Genomic DNA, 15,618 nt, shown 5'->3' on the forward strand with positions numbered 1-15,618 from the left:
CGGGGTATCAACTAATCTGGCGTTGATTTTTGGCACGCTGTTGAGTTCTCAAGGTGCGGACGCTTCCTTTGTACTCACCCTCGCGGGCTTTCCTCTGGGCGCTTCCTTCGTTTCCGACTCTATCAGATCTTTCCGATCCGATTTCCTCGGCGCTTTCCGGATCCAATTCGACTTCCGTCGTTTCGGGCCTTTCCAGCGGCTCCGACTTTATCAGAAGTTCTGAGTCGGATTTCCCGCCTCCCGGTTCACTCTCCTGGCACACAGCGGTGCCCGGCGCTTCCCGATCTGGCGGAGCCGTAAACGTACTGGAGCGGGGCGCCCCGATGCAAATCGAGGCGCCCCGCTCCTGGTCGAGCCCGTCGAGGGCCGGCCGTCAGACCTCCACGACCACCGGGAGGATCATCGGGCGGCGGCGGTAGGTGTCGGAGACCCACTTGCCGACCGTGCGGCGGATCAACTGCTGGAGCTGATGCGCCTCGACCACGCCGTCCTGGGCGGACTTGTTCAGGGCCTGGTCGATCTTGGGAAGCACCGCGTCGAAGGCGGAGTCCTCGATGCCGGAGCCCCGGGCGTGGACGTGGGGGCCGCCGACGATCTTGCCGGTCGTCGAGTCGACGACGAGGTAGACCGAGATGATGCCCTCCTCGCCGAGGATGCGGCGGTCCTTCAGCGAGGTCTCGGTGACATCGCCGACCGAGAGGCCGTCGACGTACACGTATCCCGCCTGGACCTTGCCGGTGATCCGGGCGCGGCCGTCGACCAGGTCGACGACGACGCCGTCCTCGGCGATGACGATGTGGTCCTTGGGGATGCCCGTCATCGCGCCGAGCTCGGCGTTGGCGCGCAGGTGGCGCCATTCGCCGTGGACCGGCATGAGGTTCTTCGGCTTGCAGATGTTGTAGAAGTACAGCAGCTCGCCGGCCGAGGCGTGGCCCGAGACGTGGACCTTGGCGTTGCCCTTGTGGACGACGTTGGCGCCCCAGCGGGTCAGGCCGTTGATCACGCGGTAGACCGCGTTCTCGTTGCCGGGGATGAGGGAGGACGCCAGGATCACGGTGTCGCCGGGGACGATCCGGATCTGGTGGTCGCGGTTGGCCATCCGGGACAGGGCGGCCATCGGCTCGCCCTGGGAGCCCGTACAGACCAGCACGACCTCGTCGTCCGGGAGGTCGTCGAGCGTCTTCACGTCGACGACCAGGCCGGCCGGGACCCGCAGGTAGCCGAGGTCGCGGGCGATGCCCATGTTGCGGACCATGGAGCGGCCCACGAAGGCGACCCGGCGGCCGTACTCGTGGGCGGCGTCCAGGATCTGCTGGATGCGGTGCACGTGGCTGGCGAAGCTGGCCACGATGATGCGCTTCTGGGCGTTGGCGAAGACGTTCCGCAGGACGTTGGAGATGTCGCGCTCGTGCGGGGTGAAGCCCGGGACCTCGGCGTTCGTCGAGTCCGTGAGCAGGAGGTCGATGCCCTCCTCGCTCAGGCGCGCGAAGGCGTGCAGGTCGGTGAGGCGGTTGTCCAGCGGGAGCTGGTCCATCTTGAAGTCGCCGGTGTGGACGACCATGCCCGCGGGGGTGCGGATGGCGACGGCCAGCGCGTCGGGGATGGAGTGGTTGACGGCGATGAACTCGCAGTCGAAGGGGCCGAACCGCTCGCGCTGCCCCTCGGCCACCTCGAGGGTGTAGGGGCGGATGCGGTGCTCCTGGAGCTTGGCCTCGATGAGGGCGAGGGTCAGCCTGGAGCCGATGAGCGGGATGTCCTGCTTCATGCGGAGCAGGTACGGCACACCACCGATGTGGTCCTCGTGGCCGTGGGTCAGGACGATGCCCTCGATGTCGTCGAGGCGGTCCTGGAGCGTGGTGAAGTCGGGCAGGATCAGGTCGATGCCGGGCTGCTCCTCCTCGGGGAAGAGGACGCCGCAGTCGACGATCAGCAGACGGCCGTCGTATTCGAAGACCGTCATGTTCCGGCCGATTTCACCGAGCCCGCCGAGCGGGGTGACGCGCAGGCCGCCCTTGGGCAGCTTCGGCGGGGCGCCGAGTTCGGGATGCGGATGGCTCAAAATCTCTCCTCACCACACGCGCCACGTACCGGCTCGGCACGTGGCGCGCATGACAATCGTGCACTTGCTGTTGTTTTCAGTTACGTCTGTGCGGTTGTGCTGTGCGGTGGTGCTGTTCAGTTACGCGTCTTCGGTTGTGAAGTCCGTTGATCAGATCTGTACCCCGCCGGCGGCCAGATCGACCGCGAGCTGGGCGGTCTCCTGTTCGGAGAGCTCCACGAGCGGCAGGCGCAGGGGGCCGGCCGGCAGGCCCTGGCGGGCGAGGGCGGCCTTGGTGGTGATGACGCCCTGGGTGCGGAACATGCCGGTGAAGACCGGGAGCAGCCGCTGGTGGACCTCGGTGGCCTTCTGGACGTCGCCGGCCAGGTATGCCTCCAGGAGGGCGCGGAGCTCGGGGGTGACGACGTGGCCCACGACGGAGACGAAGCCGCAGGCGCCCACGGAGAGCAGCGGCAGGTTGAGCATGTCGTCGCCGGAGTACCAGGCGAGGCCGGAGCGGGCGATGGCCCAGCTCGCGCGGCCGAGGTCGCCCTTGGCGTCCTTGTTGGCGACGATCCGGGGGTGCTCGGCGAGCCGGACGATCGTCTCGGTGTCGATGGGGACGCCGCTGCGGCCGGGGATGTCGTAGAGCATCACGGGGAGCCCGGTGGCGTCGGCGATGGCCGAGAAGTGCCGGTACAGGCCCTCCTGCGGGGGCTTGTTGTAGTACGGCGTGACGGCGAGCAGGCCGTGGGCGCCGTCACGTTCGGCGGCGCGGGCGAGCTCGAGCGTGTGGTGGGTGTCGTTGGTTCCGATGCCGGCGACGACGTGGGCGCGGTCGCCGACCGCCTCCAGTACGGCCCGTACGAGCTGCGATTTCTCCGCGTCGGTCGTGGTGGGCGACTCGCCCGTGGTGCCGTTGACGACCAGACCGTCGTTGCCCGCGTCCACGAGGTGGGTGGCGAGTCGCTGGGCGCCGTCGAGGTCGAGTGCGCCATCCGCCGTGAAGGGCGTGACCATGGCGGTGAGGACCCGCCCGAAGGGGGTCTGCGGAGTGGAGATCGGAGCCATGGGTAACACGCTACTCGCTGCTCAGCGCCGGGTGTCCCCTCGGGGGACGCGATATGAGGAGCCCGGCACTGCCTGCTCGGGGGTTCAAGCAGTGCCGGGTCCGTTCGATCAGCCTAGATGAACTTCACGAAACGTCGCAATCCGGACACTTCGCATAGGAAGTTCGTACATACGTCCGCTACGGGGCCACACGGCCGTTCTTGTGGAGAGCAGGGGGTGCGGCCGCCCACTTTCACGACGTCGTCCCACAGGATGAGATTGGGCCGCTTTGATGAGAAAACGGCACCAAACCCTCGGTTCGCTCGTCTGTACCTGTGACCGCACCACGCAGAGTGATCCGAAGGAGAGTGACCCTGATGTCGCGCCGGCGAGAGGCCGTCCCGTTCGCGTTCGTCGCGGAGTCCGACCGCTTCCGCAGTAACGTCACTCCGCCGCCTCGCGAACGCGCCACCGCCTCGCAGATCCTCGGCCGTACGCTGATCGGGCTGACCGTCGTCGCCGGTCTCGTCGGCTCCCTGGTCTTCGGCATGCCGTCCCTCCAACCCGGTGACGCGAGCGGGCACCGGCAGCAGTCCGAGGCTTCGCACGGCCGCTGAGGTAGCCTCACCGGGCACAGCCCAGCGAACGTGCTTGTGAGTGAGGATCTGTCGTGCCCCTGCCCTTTCTGACGGCCGACCGTGCTTTTGACACGACCGATGACATCGCGCTGCCGTTCGACGACCACGACCAGTGGCGTCGGCCGTACCGGCCGGGACCCTGGCGGGTCGGGCTGGCCGCGGTCGCGCTGCTGCTGGCCTCGTTCGTGCTGCTGGCCGCCGTCATCATCGCCGTCGCGGGGTCCTTCGGCGGAGCCCTGTTCACCTTCGGCCTGGCCGCGGTCGTCATCTGCGTCGCCCTGCGCCTGCTGCGCATGGGCGTGTGGGTGAGCCGGGCCGGGCTGCGGCACGTCGCCTTCTTCACGACGAGGACCGTCCCGTGGCCGCAGGTCACCGCCGTCCGCACGGTGCAGCAGCCCGTGCGCTGGCTGGGACTCCCCCGGACGGTGCAGGGACAGGCCCTCGTCCTCGTGAAGCGGGACGGTGAGCAGGCTCCCCTGCTCACCGACCACAACGCCGACTTCCTCTCCCGCGTCGAGGCGTTCGACCGCGCCGCGGACACCGTCGAGGCGTGGAACGCCGAATACACCGAGAGCGCCGCGTACGCGGGCCCCGAGGTCCGCTAGACGCCGGCCGTACGGCCTTCCCGCAGCGCGATCGCGCGCTGCATCGCCTTGCGGGCCCGCGGGGTGTCGCGGGCGTCGTGGTAGGCCACCGCGAGACGGAACCAGCAGCGCCAGTCGTCCGGCGCGTCCTCCGTCTCCGCCTTCCGCCGCGCGAACACCTCGTCGGCCGCGTCGCGGTCGATCCGGCCGCCCGCCGTGCGCTTCAGGTCGTCGACGGGCAGCCCGCCCTCGGCCTCCAGCTCCGCCGCCAGGCGGTTCGCCTGGCGCGCGAAACGGGTGTTCTTCCACAGGAACCAGGCGCCGACCAGCGGCAGCAGGAACGCCACCGCGCCCATGCCCATCGCGGCCGGCTCGCCGGTCAGCAGGAGCAGGACGCCCTCCATCCCCACCACCCCGAAGACGAGGACGAGGACGGTGGCGAGGAAGACGTACGTGATCTTTCCGCCCATGACCGTCAGCCCAGATCCAGGAAGTGCTCCAGGCCGAAGGTGAGGCCCGGGGCGGTCGTCACGCGGCGGGCGCCCAGGAGGATGCCCGGCATGAAGCTGGCGTGGTGCAGCGAGTCATGGCGGACGGTGAGGGTCTCGCCCTCGCCGCCGAGCAGCACCTCCTGGTGGGCGAGGAGCCCCCGGAGGCGTACGGCGTGGACGGGCACGCCGTCCACGTCCGCGCCGCGCGCCCCGTCCAGGGCGGTGGTCGTGGCGTCGGGCTGCGGGGCGCAGCCTGCCTTCGACCGGGCCTCGGCGATCAACTGCGCGGTGCGGGTGGCGGTGCCGGAGGGGGCGTCCACCTTGTTCGGGTGATGCAGCTCGACGACCTCGACCGACTCGAAGTACGGGGCCGCGATCTGCGCGAACTTCATGGTGAGGACCGCGCCGATGGAGAAGTTCGGAGCGATCAGGACACCGGTCCCCGGGGACTGGTCGAGCCAGCCCCTGAGCTGCGCGAGGCGCTCGTCGGTCCAGCCGGTGGTCCCGACGACCGCGTGCATGCCGTGGCGCACGCAGAAGTCGAGGTTGCCCATGACCGAGGCGGGGGTGGTCAGCTCGACGACGACCTGGGCGTCCGACTCGACGAGGGACTCCAGCCTGTCGCCGCGGCCGAGGGCCGCGACCAGTTCCATGTCCTCGGCGGCCTCGACGGCCTTGACCGCCTCGGAGCCGATACGGCCCTGGGCTCCGAGGACCGCCACGCGCAGCTTGCTCATTGCTCTTCCTTAGGGGGCTGGTGGTTCAGGAGACTCAGGAGACCGCTTGGTGGAGACGGTCCGCCTGCTTGTCCTTCAGCGGGCCGATCACCGACAGCGACGGCCGCTGCTCCAGTACATCGCGGGCCACCTCGCGCACGTCGTCGGGGGTGACCTCGGCGATCCTGGCCAGCATGTCGTCGACGGACATCTGGCTGCCCCAGCACAGCTCGCTCTTGCCGATGCGGTTCATCAGCGCGCCGGTGTCCTCGAGGCCGAGGACGGTCGAGCCGGAGAGCTGGCCGATGGCCCGGGTGATCTCCTCGTCGGTCAGTCCGTCGGACGCGACCTTGTCGAGCTCGTCCCGGCAGATCTTCAGCACGTCGTGGATCTGGCCGGGCCGGCAGCCCGCGTACACGCCGAAGAGACCGCAGTCGGCGAAGCCGGAGGTGTACGAGTACACGCTGTAGGCCAGGCCGCGCTTCTCCCGGACCTCCTGGAAGAGGCGGGAGGACATGCCGCCGCCGAGGGCGGTGTTCAGCACGCCGAGAGCCCAGCGGCGCTCGTCGGTGCGGGCCAGGCCGGGCATGCCGAGGACCAGGTGCGCCTGCTCCGTCTTGCGGCCGAGCAGCTCGACCTTGCCCGCCGTGCGGATGGTGCGCCGTCCGTCGCGCGGGGCGACCGGGACGGCGTCGGTACGGGTGAGGGCGCCGGCCTTCTCGAAGGCGCGGCGGACCTGGCGTACCACCGTGGCGTGGTCGACGTTGCCGGCCGCGGCGACGACCAGATGGGTCGGGTCGTAGTGCTTCTTGTAGAAGCGGGCGATCCGGGCCCGGTCGAGGGCGGTGACCGTCTCCACGGTGCCGAGCACCGGGCGGCCGAGCGGGGTGTCGCCGAACATGGTCCGGGCGAACAGGTCGTGGACCACGTCGCCCGGGTCGTCCTCGGTCATCGCGATCTCTTCGAGGATCGCGCCGCGCTCGACGTCGACGTCCTCTTCGAGGATGAGCGAGTCGGTGAGCATGTCGCAGACGACGTCGATCGCCAGCGGCAGGTCGGTGTCCAGGACCCGGGCGTAGTAGCAGGTGTACTCCTTCGCCGTGAAGGCGTTCATCTCGCCGCCGACCGCGTCGATCGCGGCGGAGATGTCGAGGGCGGACCGCTTGCGGGTGCCCTTGAAGAGGAGGTGCTCCAGGTAGTGGGTGGCGCCGTTGAGCGCGGGGGTCTCGTCCCGGGAGCCGACGTGCGCCCAGATGCCGAAGGTGGCGGAGCGCACGGAGGGCAGGGTCTCGGTGACGATGCGGAGGCCCCCGGGGAGGGTGGTGCGCCGGACCGTGCCGATGCCGTCCTTGCCCGGGAGAAGCGTTTGGGTACGGGCGACGGCCCGCCCCTCGGAAGAGGGGCGGGCCGTCGTCGCGGAACTGCGGGACGTCACTGGTCGGTGTCGTCCTTCGCCTCGTCGCCCTCGCCCTCGATCACGGGGATCAGGGAGAGCTTGCCGCGCTGGTCGATCTCGGCGATCTCGACCTGGACCTTGGAGCCGACCGCGAGCACGTCCTCGACGTTCTCCACGCGCTTGCCACCGGCGAGCTTGCGGATCTGCGAGATGTGCAGCAGGCCGTCCTTGCCCGGGAGCAGGGAGACGAACGCACCGAAGGTGGTGGTCTTGACGACCGTGCCCAGGTAGCGCTCGCCGACCTCCGGCATGGTCGGGTTGGCGATGCCGTTGATCGTGGCGCGGGCGGCCTCGGCCTGCGAGCCGACCTGGGCACCGATGTAGATGGTGCCGTCGTCCTCGATCGTGATCTCGGCGCCGGTGTCCTCCTGGATCTGGTTGATCATCTTGCCCTTGGGGCCGATGACCTCACCGATCTTGTCCACGGGGATCTTGACGGTGATGATCCGCGGGGCGTTCGGGGACATCTCGTCCGGCGTGTCGATCGCCTCCATCATCACGTCGAGGATGTGGAGACGGGCGTCGCGGGCCTGCTTGAGGGCCGCGGCCAGGACGGAGGCCGGGATGCCGTCCAGCTTGGTGTCGAGCTGGAGGGCGGTGACGAACTCCTTCGTACCGGCGACCTTGAAGTCCATGTCGCCGAAGGCGTCCTCCGCACCGAGGATGTCGGTGAGGGCGACGTAGTGCGTCTGGCCGTCGATCTCCTCGGAGATCAGACCCATGGCGATGCCGGCGACGGGGGCCTTCAGCGGCACACCGGCGTTCAGCAGCGACATGGTGGAGGCGCAGACCGAGCCCATGGACGTCGAGCCGTTGGAGCCGAGGGCCTCGGACACCTGACGGATCGCGTACGGGAACTCCTCGCGCGTCGGAAGGACCGGCACGATGGCGCGCTCGGCGAGCGCGCCATGGCCGATCTCGCGGCGCTTGGGCGAGCCCACGCGGCCGGTCTCGCCGACGGAGTACGGCGGGAAGTTGTAGTTGTGCATGTAGCGCTTGCGCGTCACCGGGGAGAGGGTGTCGAGCTGCTGCTCCATGCGCAGCATGTTGAGGGTGGTGACGCCCAGGATCTGGGTCTCGCCACGCTCGAACAGGGCGGAGCCGTGCACGCGCGGGATGGCCTCGACCTCGGCGGCGAGCGTACGGATGTCCGTGATGCCGCGGCCGTCGATGCGGACCTTGTCCTTGATGATGCGCTCGCGGACCAGCTTCTTGGTCAGCGCGCGGTAGGCGCCCGAGATCTCCTTCTCGCGGCCCTCGAAGGCCGGGAGGAGCTTCTCGGCGGCGAGCTCCTTGATGCGGTCGAGCTCGGCCTCGCGCTCCTGCTTGCCGGCGATGGTGAGCGCCTGGGCGAGCTCGCTCTTGACGGCGGCGGTGAGCGCCTCCAGGACGTCGTCCTGGTAGTCGAGGAAGACCGGGAACTCGCCGGTGGGCTTGGCGGCCTTGGCGGCGAGGTCCGACTGCGCCTTGCACAGGACCTTGATGAAGGGCTTCGCGGCCTCGAGACCGGCGGCCACGACCTCCTCGGTCGGCGCCTCGGCGCCGCCCTTGACGAGCTCGATGGTCTTCTCGGTGGCCTCGGCCTCGACCATCATGATCGCGACGTCGCCGTCCTCAAGGACGCGACCGGCGACGACCATGTCGAAGACGGCGTCCTCGAGCTCGGTGTGCGTCGGGAACGCGACCCACTGGCCCTTGATCAGGGCGACACGAGTGCCGCCGATCGGGCCGGAGAAGGGCAGGCCGGCAAGCTGCGTGGAGCAGGAGGCGGCGTTGATGGCGATCACGTCGTAGAGGTGATCGGGGTTGAGCGCCATGATCGTCTCGACGATCTGGATCTCGTTGCGCAGGCCCTTCTTGAAGGAGGGGCGCAGCGGGCGGTCGATCAGGCGGCAGGTGAGGATCGCGTCCTCGGAGGGGCGGCCCTCCCGGCGGAAGAAGGAGCCGGGGATCTTGCCGGCCGCGTACATCCGCTCCTCGACGTCGACCGTCAGGGGGAAGAAGTCGAGCTGGTCCTTGGGCTTCTTCGAAGCCGTGGTGGCCGAGAGGACCATGGTGTCGTCGTCGAGGTAGGCGACGGCGGAGCCGGCGGCCTGCTTGGCGAGGCGGCCGGTCTCGAAGCGGATGGTGCGGGTGCCGAAGGTGCCGTTGTCGATGACGGCCTCGGCGTAGTGGGTCTCGTTCTCCACTAGCGGTTTCTCCTACGTTTGCGTCTTTGCGCCCCGTGCCCGTATGGCTCGGGGCGGTGCGGGAGAAGCGCTGTCGTGGCGGGGCCGGTCTTCGATCGAAGCACCCGGGGACGATGCCCGGGGGCCACTACCGAGGACCGGCGTCGTGCCGGCTGCTTCTCACGCGGTGGTGTGGCGTTGTGTGACCAGACTAAGTGCCGGTGGGTACTTCGCGCACGTACAGCAAAGGGAGCGGCCCCCTGAAAGTGGGAACCGCTCCCTTCACGCGTCTTACTTGGCGCCGCCGGCCGCACCGCGGCGGATGCCGAGGCGGTCGACCAGGGCACGGAAGCGCTGGATGTCCTTCTTGGCCAGGTACTGCAGCAGGCGGCGGCGCTGGCCGACCAGGATCAGCAGACCACGACGGGAGTGGTGGTCGTGCTTGTGGGTCTTGAGGTGCTCGGTCAGGTCCGAGATGCGACGGGACAGCATGGCGACCTGGACCTCGGGGGAGCCGGTGTCGCCCTCCTTGGTGCCGAACTCGGCCATGATCTGCTTCTTGACGGCGGCGTCGAGAGCCACGCGGATCTCCTCTGGTTCGTGCGCCCACGAGTGCCCCTGGTCTTGTTCTCAGGGGAAACTTCCGTGACTCGGGAGCGAAGGTCCGATGAGCGCTGCTCCCAGACTTCACGGGATACCCATGGTTTTCCGGGAGCGCGTACACAAACGGCCGTCACCCAGCGTACCAGCTCGCGGGTACGCCCCCGCCGGGAGCCCCGGCCGCCCGGTCCGCCGGTCAGCCGGTCAGCGAGCGGGCCCGCATGAAGACGTCCAGGACGGCGAGGCAGAGCGGGACCAGGGAGAGCAGGACGAAGCCCTCGGTGAGGTCGAGCAGCCGGCCCCAGAAGGGCGAGAGGCCCTTGCGGGGGATGATCAGGCCGATCGCGGTGACGAGCGCGGCGCCGGCGGCGACGGCGGCCGACAGCCAGATCGTACGGATGTCCAGGCCGCCGCGGTCGCCGTAGAGGAGCAGGTCCTTGACGAGGTCGACCGGCGGGTTCAGGGAGAGGCCGAGGACCAGCAGCGCGATGGCGGCGAGGCCGGCCACCAGGACGCAGGTGATCTGCGCGGTGTAGCGGAAGAGCCGGGCGCGCAGCAGCATCGCGAGGCCGGCGGCCAGGGCGAGGAGCTGGCCCCACACGTTCCCGGCGAAGCCGAGGACGGCGCAGGAGCCGACGACGACCGCGGCGCAGCCGCCGACCAGGCCGAGCAGCATCTCGTGGCCGCGGCGGGCCTGCAGGGCGATCCGCTCGCCGTCGACGGGCTGGGCCTGCTCGTGGGCCGGCTGGTGCGGGTCGCCGAGGAACTCGTCGTCGGCGGCGCTGCGCGGGGAGGCGTAGCCGATGGGCAGGCGCGCGAAGCGGGCCGAGAGGCCGGGCAGGAAGGCGACCAGGCCGATGGCGACGGGCACGCAGACCGAGGCGGTCTGGGTGGCGGACGCCTCGGTGAGGATGGCGACGAAGGTGGCGAGGGTGCCGACGGCGGCCAGGAAGGTCGCCGCGACGAAGGGGGCGTCGCCGCTCGGGGTGAGCGCGACGAGGGCGACCGAGACGACGAGGACGGTGACGCAGCCGAGCAGGAACTGGAGCCGGCCCGGGCCCTGGCCCGCGTCGGGGGCGATGATCCCGGAGCCGGCGATCAGCAGCAGCGGCAGCGCGCCGAGGCCCAGGGCGACGGCGGTGGCCCGGTCGCCGTAGACGCGGGCGCGGACGCCGGCGAAGGCGGTGAGCAGCACGCCGGCCGCGCCGGCGATGACGCCGGGCAGGCTGTGCATGTCGTGACGGACCGGGTCGGCGTACCAGAGCACGAAGCCCATGAGGACGAGGAGCAGGACGCCGCCGACGAGTCCGGCGCCGCGCAGCAGGTCGTCGCTCCACAGGTGCCGGTCGCGGGTGACGGCGGAGGCGACGGCGTCGGAGACGTCGTCGTAGACGGCGGGCGGCAGGGACTGCGCGAAGGGGCGCAGCGAGAGCACCTCGCCGTCGAGGACCTGCTGGGCGGCGAGGGTGCGGGCGCCGTCGAGGACCGAGCCGTCGCGGCGGACCAGGTGGTAGCCGGTGGGGGCGCCGGCCGGCTGGGTCTGGCCGGTGAGCCGGAGGATCTCCGGGTAGACGTCGGCGACGGCGATGTCCTCGGGGAGTGCGACGTCGATGCGGCTGTCCGGCGCCACGACGGTGACGCGGCAGAAACCGGTCGCTGCGGTCGTACTCACGTGTCTGGACCCCCTGATTCGCGGTTGCGCACGATGCCGGGCCACCCTACCGGGCACCGGTGTCGGTCGCTGCAAGTAGGATCCTGGTCGTCTCGGGGGTCCGCATTGCACACAGCCGACGGGGGCGCCGGTGCGGAAGTTCCCTCCACGAGCCCGCCCGTAACGAGGGATTGATGCGCCGGTGAGCCAGATCGTCGTCAAACGCCCGCCGAGGTCCCTTCCTCCGGAAGTACCCAGCGAGGAACTGGTCCTGGAGCCTCCGCCGGAACTGCCGCGGGGACAGCAGGAGTCCGCCCTGATGCAGCTCCTGCCGATGCTCGGCATGGGCTCCTCCGTGGTGTTCTTCTTCATGACGCCGTCGCCGATCATGCGGATCATGGGCACGCTGATGCTGGCCTCGACGATCGGCATGGCGATCGCCCAGTTCGTCAGATTCCGCCGCGGGTCGCAGGGGCAAATGGCCGATGTCCGGCGGGACTACCTCAAATACCTCGCCCAGACCCGGCGTACGGTGCGGCGGACCGCGCGCCGGCAGCGGGACGCGCAGCTCTATCTGCACCCGGCGCCCGAGCAGTTGTGGTCGGTGGTCGCGGAAGGGTCGCGGGTCTGGGAGCGCCGGGTCGGCGACGCCGACTTCGCGCAGGCGCGGATCGGGCTCGGCGCCCAGCAGTTGGCGACGCCGCTCGTGGCGCCGGAGACGGCGCCGGTCGACGAGCTGGAGCCGCTGTGCGCGGGCGCGATGCAGCAGTTCCTCGCGGTGCACGGCACGCTGGACGGGCTGCCGATGGCGGTGTCGCTGCGGGCCTTCTACCACGTGACGGTCTCCGGTGACCCGGAGGCGGCGCAGTCCGCGGCGCGCGGTCTGGTCGCGCAGTTGGTGACCCTGCACTCCCCCGAGGACCTGATGCTGGCCGTGGTGGCGGCGCGGGGCGCGCAGGAGCGCTGGGACTGGACGAAGTGGCTGCCGCACACCCAGGTGCCGGGCACGGTCGACGGCGCGGGCACCAAGCGGCTGTTCGGGGACGACCTGGGCGAGCTGGAGCAACTGATCCGCTCGAAGCTGGACGGCCGGCCGCGGTTCAGCCGGGAGAACCAGCCGGTCCTGGACCAGCCGCACGTGGTGGTGATCCTGGACGGCGGGATGGTGCCGCCGGACTCGCTGTTCGCGGCGGCCGAGGGCCTGCAGGGCGTGACCATCGTCGAGGTGGTCTCGGGCGAGCTGGACGAGCCGCGCGGCGGTCTGTCCGTCGTCGTACGGCCGGGGCGGCTGCGCCTGGAGGCGGGCGGCGGTTTCGCGTACGAGGGCGTGCCGGACGTCATGTCGCTGCCGGCGGCGGAGGCGCTGGCCCGGCAGCTCGCGCCGCTGCGGATGGGCGGCGGGGACGACGACGAGCCGCTGCTCGCCAATCTGGACTTCACGGACCTGCTGAACCTGGGCGACGCGGCGTCGGTGGACGTGGCGCGCACCTGGCGGCCGCGGTCGGTGGCGGAGCGGCTGCGGGTGCCGATCGGTGTCGGCGAGGACGGTCAGCCGGTCATGCTCGACCTGAAGGAGGCCGCGCAGGAGGGCATGGGCCCGCACGGTCTGTGTGTCGGCGCGACGGGTTCGGGCAAGTCGGAGCTGCTGCGCACGCTGGTCCTGGGCCTCGCGGTGACGCACTCCTCGGAGACGCTGAACTTCGTCCTCGCGGACTTCAAGGGCGGTGCGACCTTCGCGGGCATGTCGCAGATGCCGCACGTGGCGGCCGTCATCACCAACCTCGCGGACGACCTGACGTTGGTCGACCGCATGGGCGACGCGATCCGCGGTGAGCTGCAGCGGCGCCAGGAGCTGCTGCGTTCGGCGGGCAACTACGCCAACATCCACGACTACGAGAAGGCGCGGGCGGCGGGTGCCCCGCTGGAGCCGCTGGCCTCGCTCGTGCTGGTCATCGACGAGTTCAGCGAGCTGCTCACGGCGAAGCCGGACTTCATCGACATGTTCATCCAGATCGGCCGCATCGGCCGCTCGCTCGGCGTACACCTGCTGCTCGCCTCGCAGCGCCTGGAGGAGGGCAAGCTGCGCGGCCTGGACACGTACCTGTCGTACCGGATCGGTCTGCGGACCTTCTCGGCGGCCGAGTCGCGCACGGCGATCGGCGTGCCGGACGCCTACCACCTGCCGTCGGTGCCGGGTTCGGGCTATCTGAAGTTCGGTACGGACGAGATGACCCGCTTCAAGGCGGCGTACGTCTCGGGCACGTACCGTACGGGCGGTCCGCGCCTGGAGGCCGGGCAGTTGCCGATCGAGCGGCGGCCCGCGGTGTTCACGGCCACGCCGGTGCCGGTGGTGTACGCGGCGCCCGACCCGGCGTACCTCACGGCGCAGCGGGCCGAGGAGGACGACGCGCTCGCGGACACCGTCCTCGACGTGATCGTGCGCCGTCTGGAGGGCCAGGGCGTGCCCGCCCACCAGGTGTGGCTGCCGCCGCTGGACCAGGCGCCCTCGCTCGACCAGCTCCTTCCGGGGCTCGCGCAGACCGCGGACCGGGGGCTCACGGCGACGGAGTACACGCGCCCGGGCGGCCTGACGGTCCCGCTCGGCCTCATCGACAAGCCGTTCGAGCAGCGGCGCGAGGTGCTGTACCGGGACTTCTCGGGCGCGGCGGGCCACATGATGGTGGTCGGCGGTCCGCAGTCCGGCAAGTCGACGCTGATGCGGACGCTGATCTCGTCGTTCGCGCTCACCCACACCCCGGCCGAGGTGCAGTTCTACTGCCTGGACTTCGGTGGCGGCGGCATGTCCTCGCTCGCCGACCTGCCGCACGTCGGCGGGGTGGCGTCCCGGCTCGACCCGGAGCGGGTGCGCCGTACGGTCGCCGAGGTGCTCGGCGTGCTCAACCGGCGCGAGGAGTTCTTCCGCTCGCAGAACATCGACTCCATCGCCACCTACCGGCGCAAGCGGGCGGCGGGCGAGCTGCCCAACGAGGCGTGGGGCGACGTGTTCCTGGTCATCGACGGCTGGGGCGGCTTCCGCAACGAGTACGAGGGCCTGGAATCCCTGGTCGCCGACCTCGCGGCGCGCGGCCTCGGCTACGGCATCCACGTCGTGATCACCGCGGCCCGCTACATGGAGGTCCGGGCGGCGCTGAAGGACCAGATGCTGGGGCGTCTGGAGCTGCGGCTCGGTGACGTCATGGACTCCGAGTTCGACCGCAAGGTCGCGGCGAACGTGCCGACGGGCGTGCCCGGGCGCGGCCAGGTGCCGGAGAAGCTGCACTTCATGGGCGCGCTGCCGAGGATCGACGGGTCGAGCTCGGCGAGCGACCTCGCGGCGGGCACGGCGGCCTTCGTCGAGGCCGTGCGCAGCGCCTGGCACGGGCCGGCCACGCCGCCGGTGCGTCTGCTGCCGCACAAGCTGCCGGCCGACCGGCTGCCGAAGGGCTTCGAGTTCCCGCAGCACGGCATCGCGATCGGCATCGACGAGACGCGGCTCGAGCCGGTCTTCGTCAACTTCGACACCGACCCGTTCTTCCTCATCTTCGGCGAGAGCGAGTCCGGCAAGACGAACCTCCTGCGGCTGATCGCCAAGCAGATCGGCGAGCGCTACTCCCCCGACGAGGCCAAGCTCGTCGTGGGCGACTACCGCCGTGCGCTGCTCGGCAGCCTGCCGGAGGAGCACCTCCTGGAGTACGCGCCGATGGCGAGCTCCATGCAGATGCACATGGAGGCGCTCTCGGGCGTCTTCGCGCGCCGCCAGCCGCCGCAGGACGTGACCCCGCAGCAACTGCGGGACCGAAGCTGGTGGTCGGGTCCGCAGGTCTTCATCATCGTGGACGACTACGACCTGGTGGCCACGAGCGCCGGGAACCCGCTGGCCCCGCTGGCGGAGTACCTGCCGTTCGCGCGGGACACCGGTGTGCGCTTCATCATCGCGCGCAACAGCGCGGGTGCCTCGCGCTCGATGTACGAGGCGTTCATGCAGCGCATCAAGGAGCTGGGCGCGCAGGGCGTGGTCCTCTCGGGCGACCCGTCGGAGGGCGACCTGCTCGGCAACGCGCGGCCGCGGCCGATGCCGCCGGGCCGCGGGTACTTCGTGTCGCGGCGCGGGGCGACTTCGCTGGTGCAGACGGGTCGGATGCCGGAAAGGTAAGACCCGTGACCGTCCGGACCGGCCACCCTCGTGGCGGAACCGGTCCGTCCGCGTCGTTGGACGTGAGCACTTC

General features: G+C 70.5%; 12 protein-coding genes. 4 read left to right on the forward strand and 8 right to left on the reverse strand.

What is annotated here, in order from left to right:
* Nucleotides 1-223: hypothetical protein (locus ABZ135_RS28545; RefSeq protein ID WP_356699509.1), on the forward strand; the 223-nt coding region annotated here is incomplete at its 5' end.
* Between the two features lie 150 nt (nt 224-373).
* Here the strand turns inward: ABZ135_RS28545 and ABZ135_RS28550 are convergent.
* Together ABZ135_RS28550 and dapA are read right to left on the reverse strand one after the other, a co-directional pair.
* Entirely contained in the window at nt 374-2,059 is a 1,686-nt protein-coding gene (locus tag ABZ135_RS28550; RefSeq protein ID WP_356699510.1) for a ribonuclease J, read from the reverse strand.
* Between the two features lie 150 nt (nt 2,060-2,209).
* Nucleotides 2,210-3,109 (reverse strand): 4-hydroxy-tetrahydrodipicolinate synthase, encoded by a 900-nt coding sequence (gene dapA / locus ABZ135_RS28555; protein WP_356699512.1) that lies wholly within the window; start codon nt 3,107-3,109, stop codon nt 2,210-2,212.
* A 356-nt stretch (nt 3,110-3,465) separates the two neighbouring features.
* Between dapA and ABZ135_RS28560 the strand changes: the two genes are divergently transcribed.
* Both ABZ135_RS28560 and ABZ135_RS28565 read left to right on the forward strand, forming a co-directional pair.
* Nucleotides 3,466-3,705, forward strand: coding sequence for a hypothetical protein (locus ABZ135_RS28560; protein ID WP_356699515.1), 240 nt, complete (start codon nt 3,466-3,468; stop codon nt 3,703-3,705).
* Between the two features lie 53 nt (nt 3,706-3,758).
* The gene (locus ABZ135_RS28565; protein WP_356699517.1) at nt 3,759-4,331 is read left to right on the forward strand and encodes a PH domain-containing protein; all 573 of its coding nucleotides are present in this window, start codon (nt 3,759-3,761) and stop codon (nt 4,329-4,331) included.
* Here ABZ135_RS28565 and ABZ135_RS28570 read toward each other — a convergent pair.
* From ABZ135_RS28570 to eccD, 6 genes are all read right to left on the reverse strand, one after another.
* On the reverse strand, nt 4,328-4,780 hold the full coding sequence (locus ABZ135_RS28570) for a hypothetical protein (protein WP_356699519.1): 453 nt from the start codon (nt 4,778-4,780) through the stop codon (nt 4,328-4,330). The two genes, ABZ135_RS28565 and ABZ135_RS28570, sit on opposite strands and share 4 nt — an antisense overlap.
* 5 nt (nt 4,781-4,785) lie before the next feature.
* The gene (dapB, locus tag ABZ135_RS28575; RefSeq protein ID WP_356699520.1) at nt 4,786-5,538 is read right to left on the reverse strand and encodes a 4-hydroxy-tetrahydrodipicolinate reductase; all 753 of its coding nucleotides are present in this window, start codon (nt 5,536-5,538) and stop codon (nt 4,786-4,788) included.
* Nucleotides 5,539-5,572: 34 nt separating this feature from the next.
* Nucleotides 5,573-6,952: a pitrilysin family protein gene (locus tag ABZ135_RS28580; RefSeq protein WP_356699522.1), complete on the reverse strand. Its 1,380-nt coding sequence runs from the start codon at nt 6,950-6,952 to the stop codon at nt 5,573-5,575.
* Nucleotides 6,949-9,162 carry a polyribonucleotide nucleotidyltransferase gene (locus tag ABZ135_RS28585; RefSeq protein WP_356699524.1) on the reverse strand — a complete coding sequence of 738 codons (2,214 nt, stop codon included), beginning with the start codon at nt 9,160-9,162 and terminating at the stop codon, nt 6,949-6,951. The genes ABZ135_RS28580 and ABZ135_RS28585 overlap by 4 nt, the downstream gene beginning before the upstream one ends.
* Before the next feature lie 270 nt (nt 9,163-9,432).
* Nucleotides 9,433-9,723, reverse strand: coding sequence for a 30S ribosomal protein S15 (gene rpsO / locus ABZ135_RS28590; RefSeq protein ID WP_132918941.1), 291 nt, complete (start codon nt 9,721-9,723; stop codon nt 9,433-9,435).
* A gap of 214 nt (nt 9,724-9,937) precedes the next feature.
* Nucleotides 9,938-11,413, reverse strand: a complete 1,476-nt coding sequence (gene eccD, locus ABZ135_RS28595; protein ID WP_356699526.1) for a type VII secretion integral membrane protein EccD — start codon at nt 11,411-11,413, stop codon at nt 9,938-9,940.
* 181 nt (nt 11,414-11,594) lie between these two features.
* On the opposite strand from eccD, the gene eccCa reads away from it, so the two are divergent.
* Nucleotides 11,595-15,545: a type VII secretion protein EccCa gene (gene eccCa / locus ABZ135_RS28600; protein WP_356699527.1), complete on the forward strand. Its 3,951-nt coding sequence runs from the start codon at nt 11,595-11,597 to the stop codon at nt 15,543-15,545.
* Nucleotides 15,546-15,618 lie beyond the last annotated feature (73 nt).

It is taken from the genome of Streptomyces sp. NPDC006339, from assembly GCF_040612775.1.
Lineage (GTDB): Bacteria > Actinomycetota > Actinomycetes > Streptomycetales > Streptomycetaceae > Streptomyces.

What these genes read in the sequence shown, in the direction of transcription:
- dapB (WP_356699520.1), bottom strand. Translation starts at nt 5,538, where the DNA reads ATGAGCAAGCTGCGCGTGGCGGTCCTCGGAGCCCAGGGCCGTATCGGC.
- dapA (WP_356699512.1), bottom strand. Translation starts at nt 3,109, where the DNA reads ATGGCTCCGATCTCCACTCCGCAGACCCCCTTCGGGCGGGTCCTCACC.
- ABZ135_RS28570 (WP_356699519.1), bottom strand. Translation starts at nt 4,780, where the DNA reads ATGGGCGGAAAGATCACGTACGTCTTCCTCGCCACCGTCCTCGTCCTC.
- ABZ135_RS28560 (WP_356699515.1), top strand. Translation starts at nt 3,466, where the DNA reads ATGTCGCGCCGGCGAGAGGCCGTCCCGTTCGCGTTCGTCGCGGAGTCC.